This is a genomic window from Ralstonia sp. 25mfcol4.1, assembly GCF_900104095.1.
Classification (GTDB): Bacteria; Pseudomonadota; Gammaproteobacteria; order Burkholderiales; family Burkholderiaceae; genus Cupriavidus.
Map to the genome: position 1 here is coordinate 157,119 of NZ_FNJO01000013.1, position 22,054 is coordinate 179,172.

Here is a 22,054-nt window from a genome sequence, read left to right on the forward strand (position 1 = left end):
CCACGGGATGCGAGGCGCCTCGCCATTCGCGCAAACGCACGCCTGGGATGCTGAAGGTGTAAGGGGATCGGTGGGGGAGGTATTCCGTCGACCATTTTTCCTTTCGCGGCACGAAAGCTTACCGATTCGCCCGCCCCACGACGCCGAGACCCGGACCTGTCCGTCTCCACCTGCCGCCTCGGCGGTTATGGCCTCCACGGAAGCTCCCCCGATAGCCGATTCTAGCAACGCCGCAACGTACCGCTACCCGACTGGAAAGGGGGTTTCGGCGTACGTCAGCGCACAGACATGCGGCACCGCCTTGGCCTGTGCCGCGCCGCTTCGCGTGGGCTGAGCGCCCCGTACATCAACCGATCATGCACGATGCTGTGAAGGCCTTTCCCGCCTTTGATATCAAAGGGGCTTTCCTCAAGGGCGACGCGCGCGCACCGGCCTACGTGCTAGTTGCTTTGTATGTCCGTGCTCGATCCGCCGGCAAAGCGCATTTGATACTCGCTTGGTGACAGACCCGTCTTGCGCTTGAACAACTGTCGGAAGGTACTGAGGTCAGCATAGCCGACTCGTTGACTAACCGTCTCAAGGCGAATGGGCCTTGATTCCAGCAACTGTTTGGCGACTTCGATGCGCAGATTCTGCAGATATTCCAACGGCGCAAGGCCCATCGCAAGTTTGAATCGCCGGTTAAGCGTACGTTCGCTGACCGCGAGCCACTGGGCCAGTTCGCTGAGCCGAAACCCATTTTGGAGGGTCGCTTCCATGCGCCGTTGAGCGCGTGCGACGAGCGGATCGGTATGCCCATGTTCATCGAGAAGCTTCGTGTACGGAGCTTGAGACGTCCGGTTCATATCAATCAGCAGCGCTTTGGCGGTCAACCCCGCAAGCCTCTCGCCGCCGAACATTTCGACCAGGCGCACCCCGAGATTGAGGTAAGACGTGACCGAGCCGCCGGAGACGATGCGATCTTGCGCAGTCACAACTTCAGAGGCGCGAAGCGCAACACGAGGATAGCGTCGCGCGAAATCCGCCACACTGGCCCAGTGTGTTGTGGCACCCCGGCCGTCCAGCAAGCCAGCTTCCGCAAGCAGGTAATTTCCGGTGCAGTATGCCGCCGGCACCGCGCCTGCTTCGTGTTGGCGGCGAAGCGCGGATGTCAGCGCACCGATCTCCTTCCAACCGTCGATGAGTTTTTCCATGTTGGCGAAGAAAGGGGCTGTCACCAGGATCGCGTCTGCAGGCTTGCGTGGATCGATTTTTCCATCCACCGAAATGCTCTGTCCGGATGCAGCCTTCACAGACCCTCCATCCAACGACTCCACCCGCCACGTGAACTTCGGCGCCGATTGGCGGCTATCGGAGCCTTCGCGGGCGCCCAAGTGATTGGCAGCGCTGAAGATGTCGATGGGTCCTGCGACGCCGGATGCCAAAATTCCGTCATAGACCCAGATCCGGATCATGGTCATGTTCGCGTGTCTGATGTTCCTCGAATGATGGCAATAATGCCACTTCCAAGCCTTGAGGTGAAAGCCCATGATCGGGCACACCGACACACTTGAAGAGGGTTAGCACCATGCCAATGATCGACGCACTGTGGCCGCAAGATGCCTTGACGCCTGAAGCAGAGGATCGCCTGGTTAAAGAACTGACTGACATCCTGATCGAAGCGGAGGGGTATGACCCTGACAATCCGGTTGCACAGGCGGTGACGGTGTTGCATCTCCACCGACCGGCCGCGGTATACGTTGGCGGCGAACGCTCGAAGGCCGTCCGCTACCGGATCATCCCCTCGGTGCCCGAAGGGCAATACACCGATGCCGCACGTAATGCGCTGGTCCAGGCCGTCACGGAAGCGGTGGCCCGGGCCGAGCGACGCCCACTCGACGAGGTCGCATCGCGAGTATGGGTCTTTCCGACAGAGATCGCCGACGGTACCTGGGGCAGCCGCGGAGCCATCTTTAGGCTGCCGGATATTCATGCATTGCTGGCCGGCGAGTCCGACCGAAGCACCGGAGAAGAGCGACTGGCGCGCAGCCGGCGCGAAAAGTCACGCATTACGCTGGAAGCCGCTGCATGCGCCATTGCGGATGGAGCTGCTAAGTCGTAACGCTGACTCTCCAACATGGTGGCGCTGCGGGGGCGAATGTCTGCGCCCTCGCCTCCTTCCCGCAACCGCCCATGGCGGATTGTCGCCATACGGTGTCAAGGAAGTGGGCCGTCATCACCCATAATCGGATGCTGCGATAACGCTGGAATCAGAATCGATATCCTAGGCCGGCCAGGAACACATCGGTGTCGCGGTCATATCCGGTGACGGTCCGGTTCCAAGAGACGCGTGCAAGCCACCGCTGACTGATTCGGTAGCTTGCGGACATCGTTAGCAGCCCAGACCAGCGTGAGGGCTCGCTCGTAACGTTGCGGCCGCGGTCGCTGAGGTCGATCGCATAGTACGGACCGGCGCCGACTCCAAGCGTGAGCACATCGTTGAAGAACGCCCGTTCCAGCCATAGCTGCGCGGCCACGCCGTTGCGGCGCAGCGCCGAGTTCTCACCTTCGTTGATAGCTCACGGTGCCTGACACATAGCGGGCCAGACCACGACGGTACTCGACAGCCTTGGCGAACGAGGACTGCGAGTCGAACGTATTCACGATGGTCTGCCCCAGGAACACGGTGATCTCGTTCTGCGTGACGTTGTCCAATCGGGACGGGGGTGGCACCACAGGTCCTCCCCGGTCGCCCCGGTCGAGCTGATAGCCCACGCCGATCAAAAGCGTATTCGTCTTGATGCTCGACGGCGTTTGCGTACGGTTGTACCGGGCCTGCACCATCCAAGGACCGCCGTTGACGTACCACGTGGCCGCCACGCTGGCCAGCAGGCCCCAGCCGTGATGGTTGTCCGATCCGCCATCGTCGTTGCGGTCCGTGGTATCGAAATACCGATAGGGGCCTGCGCCGATGGCGAGATTGAATCTACGGTCGGCAAATGGGTAGCGCCACCAGAGCTGGACGCTGTGTCCATCACGATGGTGATTCGTCACGTGCCCCTCGTTCAGGTACGAGAACGAGGCGTACCAGTTCTCCGCCAGATTGTGCTGGTAGCTGTAGGTGTAGCAGTAACTGGTTTCTCCCCCCGCATCGGTGCGTTGCAGGCCACCCAGAACGAGCGCTTCCTGAGCGTGCACCGAACCCATCCATGCTGCCGCGCTCATCAGCAACAAGGCCGGCATGCGCAGGCGCCGCGACAGCGAAATAGAGGAGAGGAAGGACATGGGGTATGGCCGGCAGTGGGCTGGGTCAACTTAGCAAATGGAGCCTGTGCTTGCCATTGGCCAAAAGGACAATGGCAGCGCGAAGCCGAGATGGCGCAGCCATAAAAATCAGGCACTTACCGCACCCTCCGGCGGCGCTCGCCGCCGGCCCCGCCGCCCCGGCCACTAAATAATCCCCAGCCCCTTTCGTCGAACAGGGTGATGCACCACCAAGTTTTCGTGGCGCCAGACACCACCCGTACCGAAAGGGAGCCTTTCATGAGTTTCGACCGCGACGATGCCACGTTCCTGGTTCTTGTCAATCACGAAGAGCAGTACTCGATCTGGCCCGACTACAAGCCCGTGCCCGGCGGCTGGCGCACGGCCGGCTTCAGCGGCAACAAGCAGGCTTGCCTGGACCATATCGAACGCGTCTGGACCGACATGCGCCCGCTGAGCCTGCGTCGATTCATGGAGGAGCCAACACGGGCGGACGCCTGACCATGCCCGTGCTGCAACTGTTCTGCCTGCCCCATGCCGGGGCCAGTGCCATGGCATACCTGCGCTGGCGCCGCCTGCTGCCGGCCGGTGTCGAGCTGATCGCGCTGGAGCCCCCGGGGCGCGGCGCGCGGCTTGACGAACCGATCCTGCGCGACTTCGAGCCGCTGGCCGCCGAGATGACTGACATGCTGTGCGCCGCGCGCGCAGGCACCGCCACGCCGTTCGCGATCTTCGGCCACAGCATGGGCGGCCTGCTGGGCTGGCGCGTCTGCCATCTGTTGCGCGAGCGCGGCCTGCCGCTGCCGCAGCGGCTCGTCGTATCGGGCAGCGCCGCGCCCAGCCGGCGCAATCCGCAACGGCTGGCCGCGCTGCGTGGCGACGCGGCGCTGATAGCCGACCTGCGCCGGCACGGCGGCACGCCGGATGCCGTCTTTGCCGATGCCGAACTGCTACGCCTGACGCTGTACGTGCTCGACGCCGACTACCGCGTCTGCGAGAGCTTCTGCCGCGCGGACGTCGCACCACTGCCGGTTCCGCTGCATGTATTCGCCGGCCGTGACGATCCGATCGCCCCGCCTGACCTGCACGCCTGGGCCGCAGAAACGCACGCGGGCTACTCGCTTGAATGGTTCGCGGGCGGGCATTTTTTCGTGCACGACAGCCAGGCCGATGTGGTGCGCAGCCTCGGGGCTTGCCTGATGCAGCCGCTGCTGCCCACGCGGCCCTCGCCCACTGCCGCCCCCGTACCCGCGCCGGCCTGACCCGCGCGCCGCGTCGCCTCCACCGCCAACCGCCATTCCTGGAAAGCCGATTCCAATGCAGTCCGATCCGAACGTCCCGGCCACGCTGGTGGCCCACCTCGGCCGTCTGGCCGCGCAGCGTGCCGGCGACACCGCGCTGATCACCATCGACGCCACCGGCGAAACCCGCTACGGCTACGCCGCCCTGCACGCCCGCGTGCGCAACCTGGCCGCCCAGCTCGCCCGCGCAGGCGCACCCGGCCAGCGCGCGCTGCTGCTGATGGACAGCGGCATCGACTACGTCACCGCGTTCTTCGCGTGCCTGTACGCCGGACTGACCGCCGTGCCGGCGTTCGAACCGGGCGCCGCGCGCTCCGCTCAGGTGGCACGCCTGCGCGCCATCGCCAGCGACGCCCAGCCCGCGCTGACCATCACCACCACCGCGCAGGCATCACTGCACGCCGATGCGCTGGCCGCCATTGCCACGGATGCCCGCATCGTGCTGGCCGATGGCCTCCACACTCCCGCCCCGGCCGACTGGCAACCGTACGCCGTCACGCCAGACACGCTGGCCTTCCTGCAATACACGTCGGGCTCCACCGCAGCGCCCAAGGGCGTGATGGTCACCCACGGCAACGTGATGGCGAACGAGGTGGCCATCGCCGACGGCATGGGCATCGGCCCCGGCGACGTGATCGCTACCTGGCTGCCGCTCTATCACGACATGGGCCTGATCGGCGGCCTGCTGCAGCCGGTGTACACCGGCGTGCCCGTGGTCATGATGTCGCCGCAGTTCTTCCTGGAGCGCCCGGCGCGGTGGCTGCAGGCCATCAGCCGCCATCGCGCAACGGTCTCGGGCGGTCCCGATTTCGCGTACCGGCTCTGCGTGGAGCGCGTGCGCGACAGCCACCTCGAAGGGCTCGACCTGTCCAGCTGGAAGGTCGCCTATTCGGGCGCCGAGCCCGTGCGCGCCGATACGCTGCGGGCGTTCCGCGACCGCCTTGCGCCGGCTGGCTTCAGCGCGCAGGCGCTGTATCCGTGCTATGGGCTGGCCGAGGCCACGCTGTTCGTCACCGGCGGCAAGCGCGGCGGCGGCATGCTGTGCACGACGTTCGATGCCCGCGCGCTCGCGCAGGGCCACGGCGAGGCGGTGCAAGACGGCCTGGAACTGGTCGCCTGCGGATTCCCGCGCGGCGCTCACACCGTCCGTATCGCCACCGCCGACGGCCACGCGCTGCCGGACGGCCAGGTTGGCGAAATCGAGGTAGCCGGCGCCAGCGTCACGCATGGATACTGGCGCAATGCCGACGCCACGGCCGCCACGTTCGGATCGGGCCGCGACGGCTGGCTGCGCACTGGCGACCTGGGCCTGATGCGCGATGGCCAGCTCTATATCGCCGGCCGTCGCAAGGACCTGATCATCGTGCGCGGCCAGAACCTCTATCCGCAGGACATCGAACGCGCCGTCGAACAGCACGTACCAGCCGCCCGCCGTGGCCGCGTGGCGGCGTTTCCGGTCCACACGACCGATGGCGAAGCGATCGGCATCGCCGCCGAGATTTCGCGCCCGGATCAGAAACGCGTGGGCCACGTGGCGCTGGTGCAGGCGCTGGCCGAAGCGGTTGGCAATGCGTGCGGCGCGCCGCTGGCCGTGGCGCTGCTGCTGAACCCCGGCGGCCTGCCCAAGACCACCAGCGGCAAGCTGCAGCGCAGCGCGTGCCGCCAGGGCTGGCTCGACCAGAGCATGGACGCCTGCGCCGTCTGGGCGCACGGCACATTCACGGTCGGCGGCACCACGGCTGACGGTGGAACCGGATCAGCCACCGAGCCGCCGCAGGGCAACACCGAAAACGCGCTCGCCGCGCTGTGGCAGGAACTGCTCGGCACGGCGCCGGCCGACCGGCACGCGCACTTCTTTGCCAATGGCGGCAGCTCGCTGACCGCCGCGCGACTCGTGGCGCGGCTGCGCGAGAAATTTGGCGCCGCCGTGCCGATGCGGCTGCCGTTCGACCATCCGACGCTGGCTGCCTGCGCCGCCGCACTCGAACACCTGCCGGCCCGCACCGTCCCGTCGCTGCCGCAGGCCATCGCCACGGCCCCGCGCACCGCGAAGATGCCGCTGGCGCCGGCCCAGCACCGTCTCTGGCTGGCCGACCGCATCGCCGCCCCGGCCGACCGCTGGACCTACAACATGGCCGGCGGCCTGCGCCTGCACGGCGCGCTCGACGTCGAGGCGCTGCAAGCAAGCCTGGCCGCGCTGGTGGCCCGCCACGAAATCCTGCGCACCGGCTATCCGGCGGATGCCCACGGCGAGCCGTACGCAAGCATCGCCGACGGCATCGTCATCGACCTGCCACAAAGCGATCTGTCCGCGTTGAGCGCCACCGCACGCGACGCCGCGTTGCGCGAACTGGCCGACGTGCAGGCACGCGAGCCGTTCGACCTGACTCGCCCGCCGCTGTTGCGCGCGCGGCTGGTGCGGCTGGCCGACGATGACCACGCGCTGCTGGTCACGCTGCACCATATCGTCGGCGATGGCTGGTCCATCGGCATCCTGCTCGATACGCTGGCCGCTGGCTACAACGCCGCCCGCACGGGCCAGTCCATCGACCTGCCCGCACTGCCCGTGCAGTACGCCGACTACGCACTACACCAGCAGGCCGAGGATCACGGCCCGCAAAGCGTGGCCGATACCGCCTACTGGCGCGACGCCCTCCAGGGCGCTCCGCGCCTGCCCACGCTGCCCACGCCGAACCGCCGCCCACCCGTGGCCTCGACCGCCGGCGATGCCTGCTACAGCGACCTGCCCGGCGCGCTGCTGACGCAGGCTGACGCGGTGGCGCGCCGCCACGGTGCCACGCGCTACATGGTGCTGCTGGCCGCGTTTCACGCGCTGCTGCACCGCCTGGGCGGTGCCGAAGACCAACTGGTCGGCATCGACGTGGCCGGCCGCACGCGCCGCGAACTCGAAGCGCTGATCGGCTTCTTTGTCAACGTGCTGCCGTTGCGGGCGCAGCCGCGCGCGGCGATGTCGTTTGCCGACCTGCTCGATCAGGTGCGCGGGCAGACGCTGGCCGCGTTCGACCACCAGGCACTGCCGTTCGAGCGCATCGTCGAAGCCGCCGGCGTGCCGCGCGAGCGCGCGTGGCATCCCCTGGTGCAGATGCTGTTCGTCCTGCAGAACACCCCGGCCGACGCTCGCCCGTTCGATGGCCTGCAGGCAACACGTCTGCCCACGCCGGTCCACGCGGCCAAGTTCGATCTCGCCGTGTTCCTGGCCCCTCAGCCCGACGGCCTGCGCGCCGAATGGGTGTACGCCACGGCGCTGTTTCCGCGCGCCACGGTGCAGCGCATGGCCGACGCCTACGGCGCCGTGCTGGCGCAGGCCGTGGCCGGTCCCGCCTGCCCGCTATCCGGCCTCGACGTGCCGGCCGGCCTTTGCGAACCCGCCACCGACAAGCCCGCCATGACTACCAGCCAAGTGTCCAGCCCCAGCAAACTCGACAAGCTCGCCAAACTGGGCAAGCTCTCCCGGCAGCACGCTCAAGCCTCCGAAGCCTCCGAAGCCTCCGAAGCCTCCCAAGCTGCCCAACCGCTGGCGCAGGCGCCGGCATCGCGGGTACGCACCTCGTTCCTGTCGCCGGGCCGCACCTTCCCGATCGTGATCGAGCCGGCATCGCCAGACCTCGACCCCGTGGCCTGGGCACTCGCGCATCGCCAGGACATCGAAGGCACGCTGTGCCGCCACGGCGGCATCCTGCTGCGTGGCTTCGGACTGCGCACGCCGCAGGAATTCGAAACGTTCGCGGAATCGATCGAGCCGGGCCTCTACGGCGCCTATGGCGACCTGCCCAAGAAGGAAGGCGGCCGCAACACCTACCGCTCCACGCCGTACCCGGAGCGCGAAATGATCCTGTTCCACAACGAAAGCGCGCACCTGTCGCGCTGGCCTCGCAAGCAGTGGTTCTTCTGCGAGCTGCCGTCGCCGGTCGGCGGCGCCACGCCCATCGTCGACTGCCGCGAGATGTACCGCCGCCTGCCCCGCGAGCTGGCCGCCCAGTTCGAAAGCAAGGGCCTGCGCTACGTGCGCACGTTCAATGACAAGCTCGACGTCAGCTGGCGCGACTTCTTCAAGACCGATTCGCGCGACGACGTGGAAGCGCGCCTGCGCGCTTCGGGCACCGATTTCACGTGGCTCGACGCCGACACGCTGCAGACCCGCGAACTGTGCCCGGCCGTAATCGCCCACCCCGTTACCGGCGAGCGCAGCTTCTTCAACCAGGTGCAGCTGCACCACACGGCCTGCCTGGACGCCGAAGTGCGGCGCGACCTGCTGGACATCGTCGGCCCGCAGCGCATGCCGCGCCAGGTGACGTTCGGCGACGGCAGCCCCATCGACGACACCACGATGGCGCTGATCGGCGACCTGTACGAAGCCTGCGCGGTCCGTTTCGACTGGCGCCAGGGCGACGTGGTGATGCTCGACAACATGCTGGCCGCCCACGCGCGCGACCCGTACCAGGGGCCGCGCAGGATCGTGGTGGCGATGGGCGACATGTTCGAGCGCAGCGACCTGCCCGCTCTCGACGCCGGCCCGGCAACGGCCCAACACACCAGCACCACGCTGGCCGCCACGGTGGAGGGTTGATCCATGAACGCCATCGTCCACCCCACCAACGCCGTGTTCACGCTTGCCGGCCACGCCGTGGCGCTGGGCCGTGAGCAGAGCGCCGTCGAAGCCCATTCCAGCCATCCGGTCACGCTGACCGCCGACATCGACGGCCCGCTCGACGCCGCGCGCCTGGAACGCGCGCTCGCCCGCGTGGCCGAGCGGCACCCTGCCACTGGGCTCTTTTTCGGCCGCGTCGATGGCCTGCGCGGCCTGCGGCAGCAATTTGCCGGCACGCCGCCGGTCTGGGGCGAGGCGGACAACCGGCCGACCCTGCAAGCCACCGTACGCACGCTTGATCCCCAGCGCTCGCAACTGACGCTGACCGCGCATCCGCTGGCCATCGACGGTGCCAGCCTGACCACGCTGATGCGCGAACTGGCCCAGGCCTACGCCGATGACACCGCGCCGGCCGGTGAGGCGCCGCTGTCCTACGCCGACTATCTCGACTGGACAGCGAACCTTGCGCAGGACGACAGCGCCGCTGGCCGCGACTACTGGCAGGCCCAGCGCGATCGTCTGGCCGCGCTCCACGCGCCTAGGCTGCCGTGGCGCCAGACCGAAGCTGCCACGAATGCCACGCAGACTATCACCGTCGACCTCGACGAGACCGAAGCCACCAGCGTGGCGGCCTGGACGACCTCCTTCGATTGTCCGCCGGCTCACACGCTGCAGGCCGTATGGTGGCTGCTGCTGGCCCGGATCGACGGCGCGGGCGCGTTCCGGGGCGACTGGCACAACGACTGCCGCGACGACTTCGAACCACTCGCCGGCGCCGTTGGCCGCTATGCGTCGCTGCTGCCCGTGGCAGTCCAGTACGACGCCACGGCATCGTTCGGCGATTGGCTGGCCAGCTTCGCCGCGCAACTGCAGCAACATACGGATTGGCGCGAGCACGCCCCGACGGACATCGCCACCGACGCGCCGGGCCGCATTGCGTTCGGCGTGACCGCCCCGGCCCCGGCCAACACGGCCCGCAACGGACTGCCATGGCCCCAGTGGAAAATCGGCGCACCGGTCGCCCCCCCGCCCGGCATCGAAATCGCGCTGCACGTCAGCATCGACGATGCTGGCCGGCCACGCGCGTTGGCCCTGCAGCACGATCACCGCCACGCCGCCGACGCGATGGCGTGCCTGCTCGACCAGTACCGCACGCTGCTGCAAACGCTGCGCGCGCAGCCCGATACCGCCATCGGCGCGCTGCCGCTGGCCACCGTCGCCGATCAGGCCCGCGCTGACGCGATGCACGCGCCTGCGGTCGACTTCGGCGCCGAACTGCTGCCGGAACGGCTGGCCCGCTGGGCCAGCGAGCGTCCGGATGACGTCGCGCTGTCGGCGGCCGGCCAGCGCTGGACCTACGCCGAGCTGTCGCGGCGCGTCGATGCGCTGGCAAGCCGCCTGGCCGTGCTCGGACTCCGGCCCGGTCAGCCGGTGGGCCTGCAGCTGCCGCGTTCCGCCGACCTCGTCATCGCGCTGCTGGCCGTCATGCGCGCCGGCGCGCCATACCTGCCGCTGGACCCGGCGTGGCCGGCGCAGCGCCGCGCGCAGATCCTGGCCGATGCGGGCGCCACGCTGGTGTTGTCCGATCTGGCGCAGCTGGCACCGGACGGCGGCGCCCCTGTCGCCCCCCTTGCACCCCTGCCCGATCCGCAGGCCAGCCAGCCGGCCTACGTGCTTTACACGTCGGGCTCCACCGGCACGCCCAAGGGCGTGGCCGTCACGCACGGCCAGTTGCTGAACTATGTGGCGGCGTCCGGACAGGCGCTGGGGCTGGACCGCTGCGAGCGCTTCGCGCTGACGTCCAGCGTAGCGGCCGACCTCGGCAACACCACGCTGTTCGGCGCGCTGTGGCAGGGCGCCTGCCTGTGCGTGGCCGACGACGCCGACATGCAGCATGCCGCAGGCTTTGCCGCGTTCCTCTCACGCGAGCGCGTGGACTGCATCAAGATCGTCCCATCGCATCTCGATGCGCTGATCGAAGGCGACGGCGCGCCCCTGCCACTGCCGTCGCAAGCGGTGATCGTGGTGGGCGGCGAATCGGCCTCGCCCGCGTTCCTGGCGCGCCTGCGCGAACGTGCGCCCGGCGCCCGCCTGTTCAACCACTACGGCCCGACCGAAACCACGGTCGGCATCCTGGTCCACGACGCCGGGCCGGCCTCCGATCTGTCCGGCGCTGCGCTGCCGCTGACGCGCGTGCTGGCCAACTGCGAAGCGCGCGTGCGCACGGCGGCAGGCCATCCGGCCACGGTGGGCGAAACGGGCGAGCTGTACCTGGGCGGCGCACAACTCTGCGCCGGCTACGTCAACCGCGATACCAATACCGAGGCATTCGTCGCACATCCCGCGCATGCCGGCCAACGGATGTACCGCAGCGGCGACCTCGCGCGATACCTGCCGCAGGGCGGCCTCGAACTGCTCGGCCGTGCCGACAGCCAGGTCAAGGTGCGCGGCTTCCGCGTCGAATGCGGCGAGGTGGAGCACGCACTGTCGACGCTGCCGGGCGTGCGGCAGGCCGTGGTACTGCCGCACGCGCCGGACGGCGGCGCAGCGCAACTGGCCGCGTGGCTGGTGCCCGCCGATACCAATGCCGCCCCGCTCTCGGCCGCCCGGCGTCAGGCACTGCGCCAGGCCCTGGCGGAGCGCCTGCCCGATCCGATGATCCCGACCCAGTGGTTCGCCATCGCCGAACTGCCGCGCCTGCCCAACGGCAAGCTGGACCGTCGCGCGCTGATCGCCAGCGCGGCGCTGGCGCCCGACACGTCCAGCGCGCCGCACCGCGAACCGGCCACGGCGCTCGAAGCGCTGCTCCTTGACCAGATGCGCGACCTGCTGGGCACGCCGCAGTTGGGCGTGACCGAAGACCTGTTCGAAGCAGGCGGCCATTCGCTGCTGGTCATCAAGCTGGTGGCGCGCGTGCGCAAGCTGCTCAAGCTCGACATTGCCCCGGCCGTGGTCTTCGATGCGCCCAGCGCCGCCGCGCTGGCCGCCGCGCTGCGTGCCGCCAGCTCCAACGCCGAGGGCCTGGAAACGCTGGCCGTCCTGCAACGCCAGCTCGCGGCCATGTCGCCCGAGGCACGCGCCGCGCTGCGCGCCAGCGCCGCCGTCACCGCCACCGCATAACTTCGCTTTCAGGACCCGATTCATGACGCCCCCCTCGACCTCCGATCACGCAGCGCTGCTGGCGTTGCTGCTGGAACAGGACGCCGACGCGGCGCCCGCTGCCGATTCCACCGATTCCACCGAGGAAGGGCCGCTGTCGTTCTCCCAGCAACGGCTGTGGTTCCTGCTGCAGTACGAACCGGGCAGCACCGCCTACAACCAGACCCGCGCGTTCGTGCTGCGCGGCGCGCTGGACCACGCCGCACTGGAAGCCGCGCTGCGCGCCGTGATCGCGCGCCACCCCGCGCTGCGCACGCGTTTCGTGGCCGATGCCGCCGCGCCCGGAGCATTGCCCCGGCAGGTCGTGGAGCACGCGCCGCCGTTCGCGCTGCGCCAGGCTCCGCTCGCCGCCGGCGCTGACACGCTCCACGCCTGCATCGACGCCGAAGCCGCGCGCCCGTTCGATCTGGGCCAGGCGCCGCTGCTGCGCGCCACGCTGCTGACGCGCGCCGCCGACGATCACGTGCTGTTGCTGTCGCTGCACCATATCGTCTCCGACGCGGTGTCGAACGCGATCATCGCGCGCGACCTGGCCGCGGCCTACGCCCAGGCACTGGCCGGCGACGATGCCAGCCTGCCCGCCCCGGCCGCCAGCTTTGCCACCCACGCGCGGCGTCAGCGCGACCGGCTGGACAGCGGCGCGCTCGACACCCAGCGCGACTGGTGGCAGCGCATGCTGGGCAGCCATATCCCCGCGCTGCAACTGCCGACCGATCGCCCGCACGGCAGCGATACGCCGCGCCTCGCCCGGCGCGTGGAAACCACGCTGCCCGCTGCGGTAGCCAGCGCGCTGCAAGACTTCTGCGTGGCCCACCGCAGCACGCCGTTCGTGGCGCTGCTGGCGGCATGGCAGGCGTTGCTGGCCCGCTATGCGGGCCAGGACGACTTCGCGGTGGGCGTGCCGCACGCGGGCCGCGGCGATGACGGCCTCGACGACGTGGTGGGCTTCTTCGCCAACACCCACGTCTACCGCGCGCGCACCCTGCCCGGCATGACTGGCCGCGCGCTGTGCGACGCGGTGCGCGCTGACGCGCTGGGCGCGCTGCAGCACGCCGACCTGCCCTTCGAGGTACTGCTCGACGCCATGCAGGTGCCGCGCGACGCAGGCCGCAGCCCACTGTTCCAGGTCATGTTCAATCTGCGCACCACCTCTGGCCCGACCGCGCCGGCGCTGCCCGGCCTGCAAACCGAGCCCGTCGAAGCCCGCGCCACCGGGGCCAAGTTCGACCTGATCCTCGACGTCGAGATCGACAACTTTCCCCGCGCCGGCGCGATGACGCTCCAGCTCGAATACGACAGCACGCTGTTCGACGCCGCCACTGCCCAGCGCATCCTGCGTCACTACGTGACGCAGTTGTCGGGCCTGCTGGCCCAGCCCGACCTGCCGCTGACGGCCCACTGCCTGCCCGATGCCGGCGACAACGCCTTTCTGGCCAGCCAGCAGGCCGCCGGGCGTCCGTTGCAGCGCGTGGCGTCGCCCGAACCCGTCCATCGCCAGATCCAGCGCCACGCCGCGCTGCGGCCCGACGCCATTGCGCTGCGCCTCGGCGAGACCAGCGTCAGCTACGGCGAACTGGAACGCCGCGCCAACCGGCTCGCGCACCGCCTGATCGCACTGGGTGTAGGCCCCGAGGTGCGCGTCGGCATCGCCGTCGAACGCTCGCCCGCGATGATCGTGGGCCTGCTGGCCATCCTGAAGGCCGGCGGCGCGTACGTGCCGTTCGACCCTGCCTACCCGGCCGAGCGGCTGGCGTACCTGTTCGACGACAGCGGCATCTCGGCGCTGCTGACCCAGTCCAGCCTGCGCGGACTGCTGCCGCAGCGCGACCGCTTGCCGGTGCTGGAACTCGATGCCGATGACAGCGGCGACTGGCCGGCAACCGCGCCGGAAGTGCCGGTCCGCGCAGATCATCTCGCCTACGTGATCTACACGTCGGGCTCCACGGGCCGGCCCAAGGGTGCGCAGTTGCAGCACGGCAACCTGTCGCGGCTGCTGGCGTCCACGCAGCACTGGTTCGGCTTTGGCGCCGACGACGTCTGGACGCTGTTCCACTCCTACGCGTTCGATTTCTCGGTCTGGGAGATCTTTGGCGCGCTGTGCCATGGGGGCCAGCTCGTGATCGTGCCGTTCGACGTCAGCCGCTCGCCGCACGACTTCGTGGCGCTGCTGCGGCGCGAGCGCGTGACAGTGCTTAACCAGACCCCGTCGGCGTTCCGCGCCCTGCTGGCGCAGCCCGAGCTGTACGGCGCACCGCTGGCGCTGCGCCACGTAATCTTCGGCGGCGAGGCGCTCGACCCTCAGGCGCTGCAGCCGTGGATCGACCATTTTGGCGACACCACGCCGCAACTGGTCAATATGTATGGCATCACCGAAACCACGGTGCACGTCACGTACCGCCCAATCACGCGCGCCGACTTGGATCCGGCCCGCCGTGCACGCAGCCCGATTGGCGACCGCATTCCGGACCTCGGCGTGCGCGTGCTCGATCCGGGCCTGAACCCGGTGGCGCCCGGCGTGGCCGGCGAACTCCATATCGCCGGCGACGGCTTGGCGCGCGGCTATCTGAACCGCCCCGGCCTGACCGCCGAACGCTTTATTCCCGACCCGTTTGCCGACGACGGCGCGCGCCTCTACCGCACCGGCGACCTCGCGCGCTGGCTGCCGGACGGCCAGCTTGAGTACCTGGGCCGCATCGACCAGCAGGTCAAGATTCGCGGCTTCCGGATCGAACCGGGCGAGATCGAAGCGCGCATTCTCGCGCATGGCACGGTCGGCAACGTCGCGGTGCTGGCCGTCGATGGCCCCGCTGGCGCGCGGCTGGCGGCCTACGTGGTGCCGGCCGCCGGCACCACGCCCGATATTGGCGCGTTGCGTAACGCGCTGGGCGCCGAACTGCCCGACTACATGGTGCCGGCCGCGTTCGTCATCGTGTCCGCGCTGCCGCTTACGCCCAATGGCAAGCTGAACCGCCACGCGCTGCCGCCGCCGTCGTTCGATGGCGGACAGACGTTCGTGGCGCCCGAACGCGCCGCCGAAATCGCGCTGGCCGCCATCTGGGCCGAGGTACTGGCTGTGCCGCGCGTCGGCCGCACCGACAATTTCTTCGAACTCGGCGGCGACTCGATCCTGAGCCTGCAAATCGTGGCGCGCGCCCGCGCCGCGGGTTGGGTGCTCACGCCGCGCCAGTTGTTCGAGCGGCAGACGCTGGGCGAGCTGGCAGCCGTGGCGACGCCGGTCGCGCACGACGTTGCCGCCAGTCTGGCCGTACCACGCGGCGACGTGCCGCTGCTGCCGATCCAGGACGCGCTCCTGGCCACCCCAATGGCCAACCGCCACCACTGGAACCAGGCCGTGCTGCTCGATTGCCGGGAGATGCCCGACGTCGACGCGCTGGGCTTGGCCCTGGCCGATGTCGTCGCCCATCACGATGCGCTGCGCCTGCGCTTTGCCGGATCCCCTGGCGGCTGGCAACAGACGTACGCCGACGTCGAATCGTCCCCGGACCTGCTGTGGGTCCGCCACGCCGGTTCCGAAGCCGAACGCCTGGCCCACTGCGACGCCGCCCAGCGCAGCCTCGACATCGCGCAAGGGCCGCTGATGCGCGCCCTGGCGCTGAAAACTGGCAATCGCTGGCAACTGCTGATAGCGATTCATCACCTGGCGGTCGACGGCGTGTCGTGGCGCGTGCTGATCGAAGACCTGCTAGCCGCCTATCAGCACCGCTTCCAAGGCGTGGCGCCGACGCTGCCCGCGCGCACCGCGTCGTACCAGCAGTGGTCGCACGCGCTGCGCGGCAACGTCAAAGCACGCGACGCCGAACTGGCGCACTGGCAATCGCTGTGCGGCATCGACGCCACGCTGCCGGCCGATGACGCTGGCAGCCTGCCCCGCGTGGCTGACCGCGCCGAAGTCATGCTGTCGCTGCCGGCCACGCTCACCCAGGCGCTGCTGCAGCAGGCGCCGGCGGCCTATCGCACGCGCGTCAATGACCTGCTGCTGACCGCGCTGGCGCGCGCGCTGGCCGACTGGACCGGCCGCGCCCAGGTGCTGGTCGATCTGGAAAGCCACGGCCGCCTGAGCGGAGTCGCCGCCATCGACGACGCGCTGGACCTGAGCCGCACGATCGGCTGGTTCACCACCATGTACCCGGTGGCGCTGGATGCCACGGCCGACATCGGCCCGGCCATCCAGGCGGTGAAGGAACAATTGCGCGCGGTACCCGGCGAAGGCATCGGGTTCAGCCTGCTGCAACGCCTGGGTACGCCGGCGCAACGCCAGGCGCTAGCCGCTGTGCCCAAGCCCGAGGTGGTCTTCAACTACCTGGGCCAGTTCGACGCCACGCTGGCCGACGACGCGCCGTGGCAGCTCTCCACTGCCCCCACGGGCGCCACGCAGGATCCCACCGCGCCGCTGTCGCACCCGCTGTCGGTGGGCGGCCAGGTTATCGACGGCCAACTGTGCCTGACGCTGGCCTACAGCCGCACGCGGCACCGGGCCGGCACCATCGAACGGCTGGCGCAAGCGCTGCGCCGCGAACTGGAAGCCGTGATCGGCCACTGCGGCGCCCAGGCACGCGGTTTCACGCCCTCCGACTTTCCGCTGGCGCGGCTGTCGCAGGCCCGGCTCGATGCGCTCGCGCTCGATCCGGCCCGTGTGCAGAACCTGTACCCGCTTTCGGCGATGCAGTCGGGCATGCTGTTCCACTGCGTCTATGCGCCCGAAAGCAGCGCGTATACGAACCAGTTGCGTGTCGACGTCGATGGCCTGGACGCGGAACGCTTTGTTGCCGCCTGGCAGGCCGCGCTGGCGCGCCACGACAGCCTGCGCTGCGGCTTCCTCCATCGCGGTGATCAACCGCTGCAATGGGTTGCCAGGGACGTGACCCTGCCTGTGATCGCCGAGGACTGGACCGGACGCAATGCCGCGCATCTCGACCGATTCGCGGCCGATCAGCTGGCCCAGCGCTTCGACCTCAACGAGCCGCCCTTGATGCGTCTGGCGCTGCTGCGCACCGGCGCCACGCGCCACCATCTGGTCTGGACCGTGCACCACCTGCTGCTGGACGGCTGGAGCACCGCGCAGCTGCTGGGCGAAGTGCTACGCCACTATGCGGGCGAGCCCATGGCAGCCAGCGGCAGCCGTTTCGCCGACTACATCGGCTGGCTGCAGTCGCGCGATGGTGCGGCGAGCGCATCGTTCTGGACCGGCCATTTGCAGGCGCTCGACCAGCCGACCCGGCTGCTGGCGGCGCTGCCGGCGCCCGATGCTGGCCACGGGCACACCGAACAGCACCTGGTGCTCGACGTTGCCGACACCACGGCGCTGGCCAATTTCGCGCGGGCACAGAAGGTGACGCTGAACACGCTGGTGCAGGCCGCCTGGCTGCTGGTGCTGCAGCGCTGCACCGGACAGCCGTGCGTGGCGTTTGGTGCCACGGTAGCCGGCCGCCCGGCCGACCTGCCCGCCGCCGAGCGCATGCTGGGCCTGTTCATCAACACGCTGCCGGTGGTGGCCACGCCGCAGCCGCGCCAGGCCGTGGGCGACTGGCTGCGCGACGTGCAGGCGCTGAACCTGGCGCTGCGCGAGCACGAGCACACGCCGCTCTACGACATCCAGCGCTGGGCCGGCCACGCGGGCCAGGCGCTGTTCGACTCGATCGTCGTGTTCGAGAACTACCCCGTCGACGCCGCGCTGCGCACCGCGCCCGGCGGCCTGCAGTTCGGCAACGTCAGCAATCGCGCCGAAACCAACTATCCGCTCACGCTGGTGCTGTCGCACACCGAGACGCTGCGCCTGACCTGCCGCTTCGACCGTGCCATGCTGGGCGAGGCGCAGACAAGCATGCTGGCGCGAAGCCTGCTGGCCGTGATGCAGCAGATGGCCGCCGATGCGACGCGGCCGCTGGGCCAGCTCGGTCTTTGCCCCGCTCTCCCGCAGGGCGGGAGAGGGGCTCAGGGTGAGGGCTTGGCGATGCAGATAGCGACAGATCGGCAAGCAACGCCTCGACACCCTCGCCCCCGCACCCTTTCCCGCAACGCGGGAGAGGGGAACCACCCGTCCGTCCCGCCATTCGCGCACTACCGCTTCGAGGCCCACGCCGCCACCACGCCCGACGCCGTGGCGCTGGTCGCCGACGGCCACACTTTGACCTACCGCGAACTGAACGGCCGTGCCAACCTGTTGGCCCGCGACCTGATCGCGCGCGGCGTGGCGGCCGACGTGCCCGTGGCGGTCCTGGCCGAACGGTCGGCCGAAATGGTCGTCGCGCTGCTGGCGATCCTGAAGGCGGGCGGCGCCTATGTGCCGCTCGACCCCGAGTACCCTGCCGACCGCCTGGCGTATATGCTCGGCAACAGTGGCGCGGCGCTGCTGCTGGCCCAGCACGCGAACCGGTTGCCGGCACTGCCGGACTCGCTCGATGTGATCGACCTGTCCCGCGCGCCTCAGGAGGCGGGCGACGCCATCAATCCCGCCGTCAATCTGCACGCGAGCCACTTGGCCTACGTAATCTACACGTCGGGCTCCACCGGGCAGCCCAAGGGCGTGGGCGTGTCCCACGGTGCGCTCGCGCACTACCTGCACGGCGTGCTTGGCGAACTGGCGCTGCCGCCGGGGCTGCAGATGGCGATGGTGTCCACGCCGGCCGCAGACCTGGGCCATACCGTGCTGTTCGGCGCGCTGGCCAGCGGCGCCGCGCTGCATCTGCCCGAGCGCCGCTGCGTGTTCGACGCCGCCGCGTTCGCGCGATACATGGCCGCACATCGCATCGACGTGCTCAAGATCGTCCCCAGCCATCTGCGCGCGCTGCTCGACGGCGCCGCGGCGGCCGCCACGGTCCCGCACGACGTGCTGCCCGCCCACACGCTGGTGCTTGGCGGCGAAGCGTGTGACGCGCCGCTGCGCGCGCGCATCCATGCCGCGCGCCCCGGCTGCCGGCTGGTCAACCACTACGGCCCCACCGAAACCACCGTCGGCGTGCTCGTGCATGTGGCCGGCACCACGCCGCAACCGGGCGCGGGCCTGCCGCTGGGCCAGCCGCTGAGCGATACCGTCGCGTACGTGCTCGACGCCGAGCTGGCACCGCTGCCCGAAGGCGTGTCCGGCGAGCTGTACCTGGGCGGCGCCGGCCTGGCGCGCGGCTACCTGGGCCGCGCCGCGCTGACCGCCGACCGCTTCGTGCCCGATCCGTTCTCGCGGCACGGTGCGCGCCTCTATCGCACCGGGGACCGCGTACGGCGCCGCGTCGATGGCCTGTTCGAGTACCTGGACCGCATCGACGATCAGGTCAAGATTCGCGGATTCCGCGTGGAACCGGGCGAAATCGCCGCCCAACTGGCCGCGCTGCCCGGCATTTGCCAGGCGGCCGTCGTGGCGGATACCACGGACAGCGGCTTGCGGCTGGTGGGCTATGCGGTGCCCGACGCCGGTACGCAGGCCGATGCAGGCGAACTGCGTCGCGCGTTGGCCGCCGTGCTGCCCAGTCACATGGTGCCGGCCGCGCTGGTGGTGCTCGACGCGCTGCCGCTGACCGCCAACGGCAAGCTCGACCGCCGCGCACTGCCCCGCGCGAACGCGCCGGCCAACGTTGCCGGCGAGCCGCCGCAGGGCGATCTGGAAACGCGGTTGGCAACCATCTGGCAAGACCTGCTGCACGTGCCGGCGGTGAGCCGCCACGACAACTTCTTTGCATTGGGCGGCCATTCGTTGCTGGCCGTCCAGCTTCTGTCCCGCATCCAGGGCGAACTCGGCATCGACGCGCCGCTGGCGCTGCTGTTCGGCGCCGCGTCGCTGGCCGAACTGGCCGCCGCGCTGCCCGCGCAGCATCGCCACGCCGATGAAGCCGCCCTGCTGGAACTCGAAGCGTTCGCCAATTCCCTGGAGTCAGTCTGAATGATCGAAGCCAACACCGCGGCGCGTCTGGCCGCGCGTTTTGCCACGCTGGCGCCGCCGCAGCGCCGCGCCTTCCTCGACAAGATGGCCGAGCAAGGCATCGCGTTCTCACAACTGCCCATCCCCGCGCTGCCACGCGCGCAGGCGTCTGACCCGTTTGATGCGCCGCTGTCGTACGCCCAGCAGCGCCAGTGGTTCCTGCACCGCTTCGAGCCCGACAGCGTCGCGTACCACATCAGCAGCAGCGTGGACCTGCGCGGCACGCTCGACGTCGCCGCGCTGCACGCGGCGTTCGCCACGCTGGCCGCGCGCCACGAAGCGCTGCGCAGCGCATTCGTGGCCGATGCCGACGGCAATGTCCGCCAGATCGTGCACCCGGCCATCACCATCGACCTGCCGCTGACAGACCTGTCGGCCGACCCGGCGGCCGCCAACGCGCGCGCTGCCGCGCTGGCCGAAGCCCCATTCGATCTGGCTCGCGCCCCGCTGCTGCGCGTGCATCTGCTGAAACTCGGCCACCAGTCGCACCGGCTGGTGCTGGTGATGCACCACATCGTGTCCGACGGCTGGTCGATGCAACTGCTGATCGACGAACTGGCAGCCGCGTATCAGGCGCAGGCCGCCGGGCAGGAGCTTTCACTGCCGCCCGCACCGATTGGCTACACCGACTACGCGGCCTGGCAACGAAACTGGCTCGAAGCCGGCGAGCAGGCACGGCAACTGTCCTGGTGGTGCGATACGCTGGCCGGCGCCCCCGGCGTGCTGGCGCTGCCCGCTGACCGGCCCCGCCCGGCCACGGCTGCCTACGTGGCGCAGCGCTGCGACATCGACATCCCCGATACGCTCGTCACGGCCTTGCGCGAGCGCGCCCAGGCCAAGGGCGGCACGCTGTTCATGGCCTTGCTGACCGGCTTTCATGCGCTGCTCTATCGCTACACCGCCAGCCGCGACATCTGCGTGGGCGTGCCGGTGGCAGGCCGCACCCGCATCGAGACCGAGCGCGTGGTGGGCCTGTTCGTCAACACGCAGATCGTGCGCGCACGGATCGACGGCCGCCAGCCGCTGACCGCATTGTTCGATGGCGTGCGCCTGGCCGTGCTGGGTGCGCAGGCGCACCAGGACCTGCCGTTCGAGCAACTGGTGGACGCGCTGCAGCCCGAGCGCAGCGTGAGCTACCACCCGCTGTTTCAGGTGGTGCACAACCACCGGCGGGCCGACCGCGCCGCACGCGTGTCGCTGCCTGGCCTCGAACTCGAAAGCGCGCCGGTGGGCGAACGCACGACGGCGCTGGAGCTGACGCTCGACACGCGCGAGGACTCCGCCGGGCGCGTGCATGCGCGCTTCCACTACGCACAGGAGCTGTTCGACGCCGCCACCGCCCAGCGGCTGGCGCGCCATTATCTGCGGCTGCTGCGCCAACTGGCCGACGATCCGGCGCTGGAACTCGATGCCGTCGACCTGCTCGACCCCGACGAGCGCCGCGCCCTGCTGACACTGGGCCACGGCGAGATGCCCGCCGCCGATGGCCTGCCCGTGCACGCCCACATCGCCCGCCATGCCGCCGCGCAACCCGAAGCCGTCGCGGTGATCTGCGGCGAGCAAACGCTGCGCTATGGCGAACTGCTGGACCGCGCCGACCGCCTGGCCGCCGTGCTGCACGCACGCGGCATCGGCACCGACGACCGCGTCGGCATCGCACTGTCCCGTTGGCCCGATATCATCGTCGCGCTGCTGGCCGTCATGCGCGCCGGCGCGGCCTACGTGCCGTTCGACCCCGCCTATCCCAGGGACCGCCTCGCCTACCTGTTCGACGACAGCGCGATCCGCCTGCTGATCACCGAGCCAGCGCTG

At 69.7% G+C, this 22,054-nt stretch carries 9 protein-coding genes; 7 read left to right on the forward strand and 2 right to left on the reverse strand.

All coding sequences use genetic code 11. From position 1 onward, the window contains the following. Positions 1-440: 440 nt before the first annotated feature. Positions 441-1,460: a GlxA family transcriptional regulator gene (locus BLQ58_RS21730; RefSeq protein ID WP_092602010.1), complete on the reverse strand. Its 1,020-nt coding sequence runs from the start codon at positions 1,458-1,460 to the stop codon at positions 441-443. Positions 1,461-1,567: 107 nt separating this feature from the next. Here BLQ58_RS21730 and BLQ58_RS21735 point away from each other — a divergent pair, with 107 nt between their 5' ends. Continuing rightward, a complete protein-coding gene (locus BLQ58_RS21735) occupies positions 1,568-2,101 on the forward strand; it encodes a tautomerase family protein (protein ID WP_092602012.1) in 534 nt (177 codons plus the stop codon). Positions 2,102-2,541: 440 nt separating this feature from the next. Here the strand turns inward: BLQ58_RS21735 and BLQ58_RS21740 are convergent, their stop codons facing one another. Continuing rightward, complete coding sequence (locus BLQ58_RS21740) at positions 2,542-3,264, reverse strand: porin family protein (protein WP_254776047.1); 723 nt, start codon at positions 3,262-3,264, stop codon at positions 2,542-2,544. Positions 3,265-3,522: 258 nt separating this feature from the next. Between BLQ58_RS21740 and BLQ58_RS21745 the strand changes: the two genes are divergently transcribed. From BLQ58_RS21745 to BLQ58_RS21770, 6 genes are all read left to right on the forward strand, one after another. Next, positions 3,523-3,744 carry an MbtH family protein gene (locus BLQ58_RS21745; RefSeq protein WP_092602014.1) on the forward strand — a complete coding sequence of 74 codons (222 nt, stop codon included), beginning with the start codon at positions 3,523-3,525 and terminating at the stop codon, positions 3,742-3,744. Between the two features lie 2 nt (positions 3,745-3,746). Beyond that, complete coding sequence (locus tag BLQ58_RS21750) at positions 3,747-4,505, forward strand: thioesterase II family protein (RefSeq protein WP_092602016.1); 759 nt, start codon at positions 3,747-3,749, stop codon at positions 4,503-4,505. Positions 4,506-4,560: 55 nt separating this feature from the next. Beyond that, positions 4,561-9,132, forward strand: a complete 4,572-nt coding sequence (locus BLQ58_RS21755) for a condensation domain-containing protein (RefSeq protein ID WP_092602018.1) — start codon at positions 4,561-4,563, stop codon at positions 9,130-9,132. Between the two features lie 3 nt (positions 9,133-9,135). Continuing rightward, positions 9,136-12,273 carry a non-ribosomal peptide synthetase family protein gene (locus tag BLQ58_RS21760; protein WP_092602020.1) on the forward strand — a complete coding sequence of 1,046 codons (3,138 nt, stop codon included), beginning with the start codon at positions 9,136-9,138 and terminating at the stop codon, positions 12,271-12,273. Between the two features lie 22 nt (positions 12,274-12,295). Then, a complete protein-coding gene (locus BLQ58_RS21765) occupies positions 12,296-20,203 on the forward strand; it encodes a non-ribosomal peptide synthetase (RefSeq protein WP_092602022.1) in 7,908 nt (2,635 codons plus the stop codon). After that, a partial coding sequence (locus BLQ58_RS21770) for a condensation domain-containing protein (protein ID WP_139186147.1) occupies positions 20,204-22,054 on the forward strand: 1,851 nt, incomplete at its 3' end. It abuts the gene before it with no gap.

What these genes read in the sequence shown, in the direction of transcription:
- BLQ58_RS21730 (WP_092602010.1), bottom strand. Translation starts at nt 1,460, where the DNA reads ATGACCATGATCCGGATCTGGGTCTATGACGGAATTTTGGCATCCGGC.
- BLQ58_RS21750 (WP_092602016.1), top strand. Translation starts at nt 3,747, where the DNA reads ATGCCCGTGCTGCAACTGTTCTGCCTGCCCCATGCCGGGGCCAGTGCC.
- BLQ58_RS21755 (WP_092602018.1), top strand. Translation starts at nt 4,561, where the DNA reads ATGCAGTCCGATCCGAACGTCCCGGCCACGCTGGTGGCCCACCTCGGC.
- BLQ58_RS21760 (WP_092602020.1), top strand. Translation starts at nt 9,136, where the DNA reads ATGAACGCCATCGTCCACCCCACCAACGCCGTGTTCACGCTTGCCGGC.
- BLQ58_RS21765 (WP_092602022.1), top strand. Translation starts at nt 12,296, where the DNA reads ATGACGCCCCCCTCGACCTCCGATCACGCAGCGCTGCTGGCGTTGCTG.
- BLQ58_RS21735 (WP_092602012.1), top strand. Translation starts at nt 1,568, where the DNA reads ATGCCAATGATCGACGCACTGTGGCCGCAAGATGCCTTGACGCCTGAA.
- BLQ58_RS21745 (WP_092602014.1), top strand. Translation starts at nt 3,523, where the DNA reads ATGAGTTTCGACCGCGACGATGCCACGTTCCTGGTTCTTGTCAATCAC.
- BLQ58_RS21740 (WP_254776047.1), bottom strand. Translation starts at nt 3,264, where the DNA reads ATGTCCTTCCTCTCCTCTATTTCGCTGTCGCGGCGCCTGCGCATGCCG.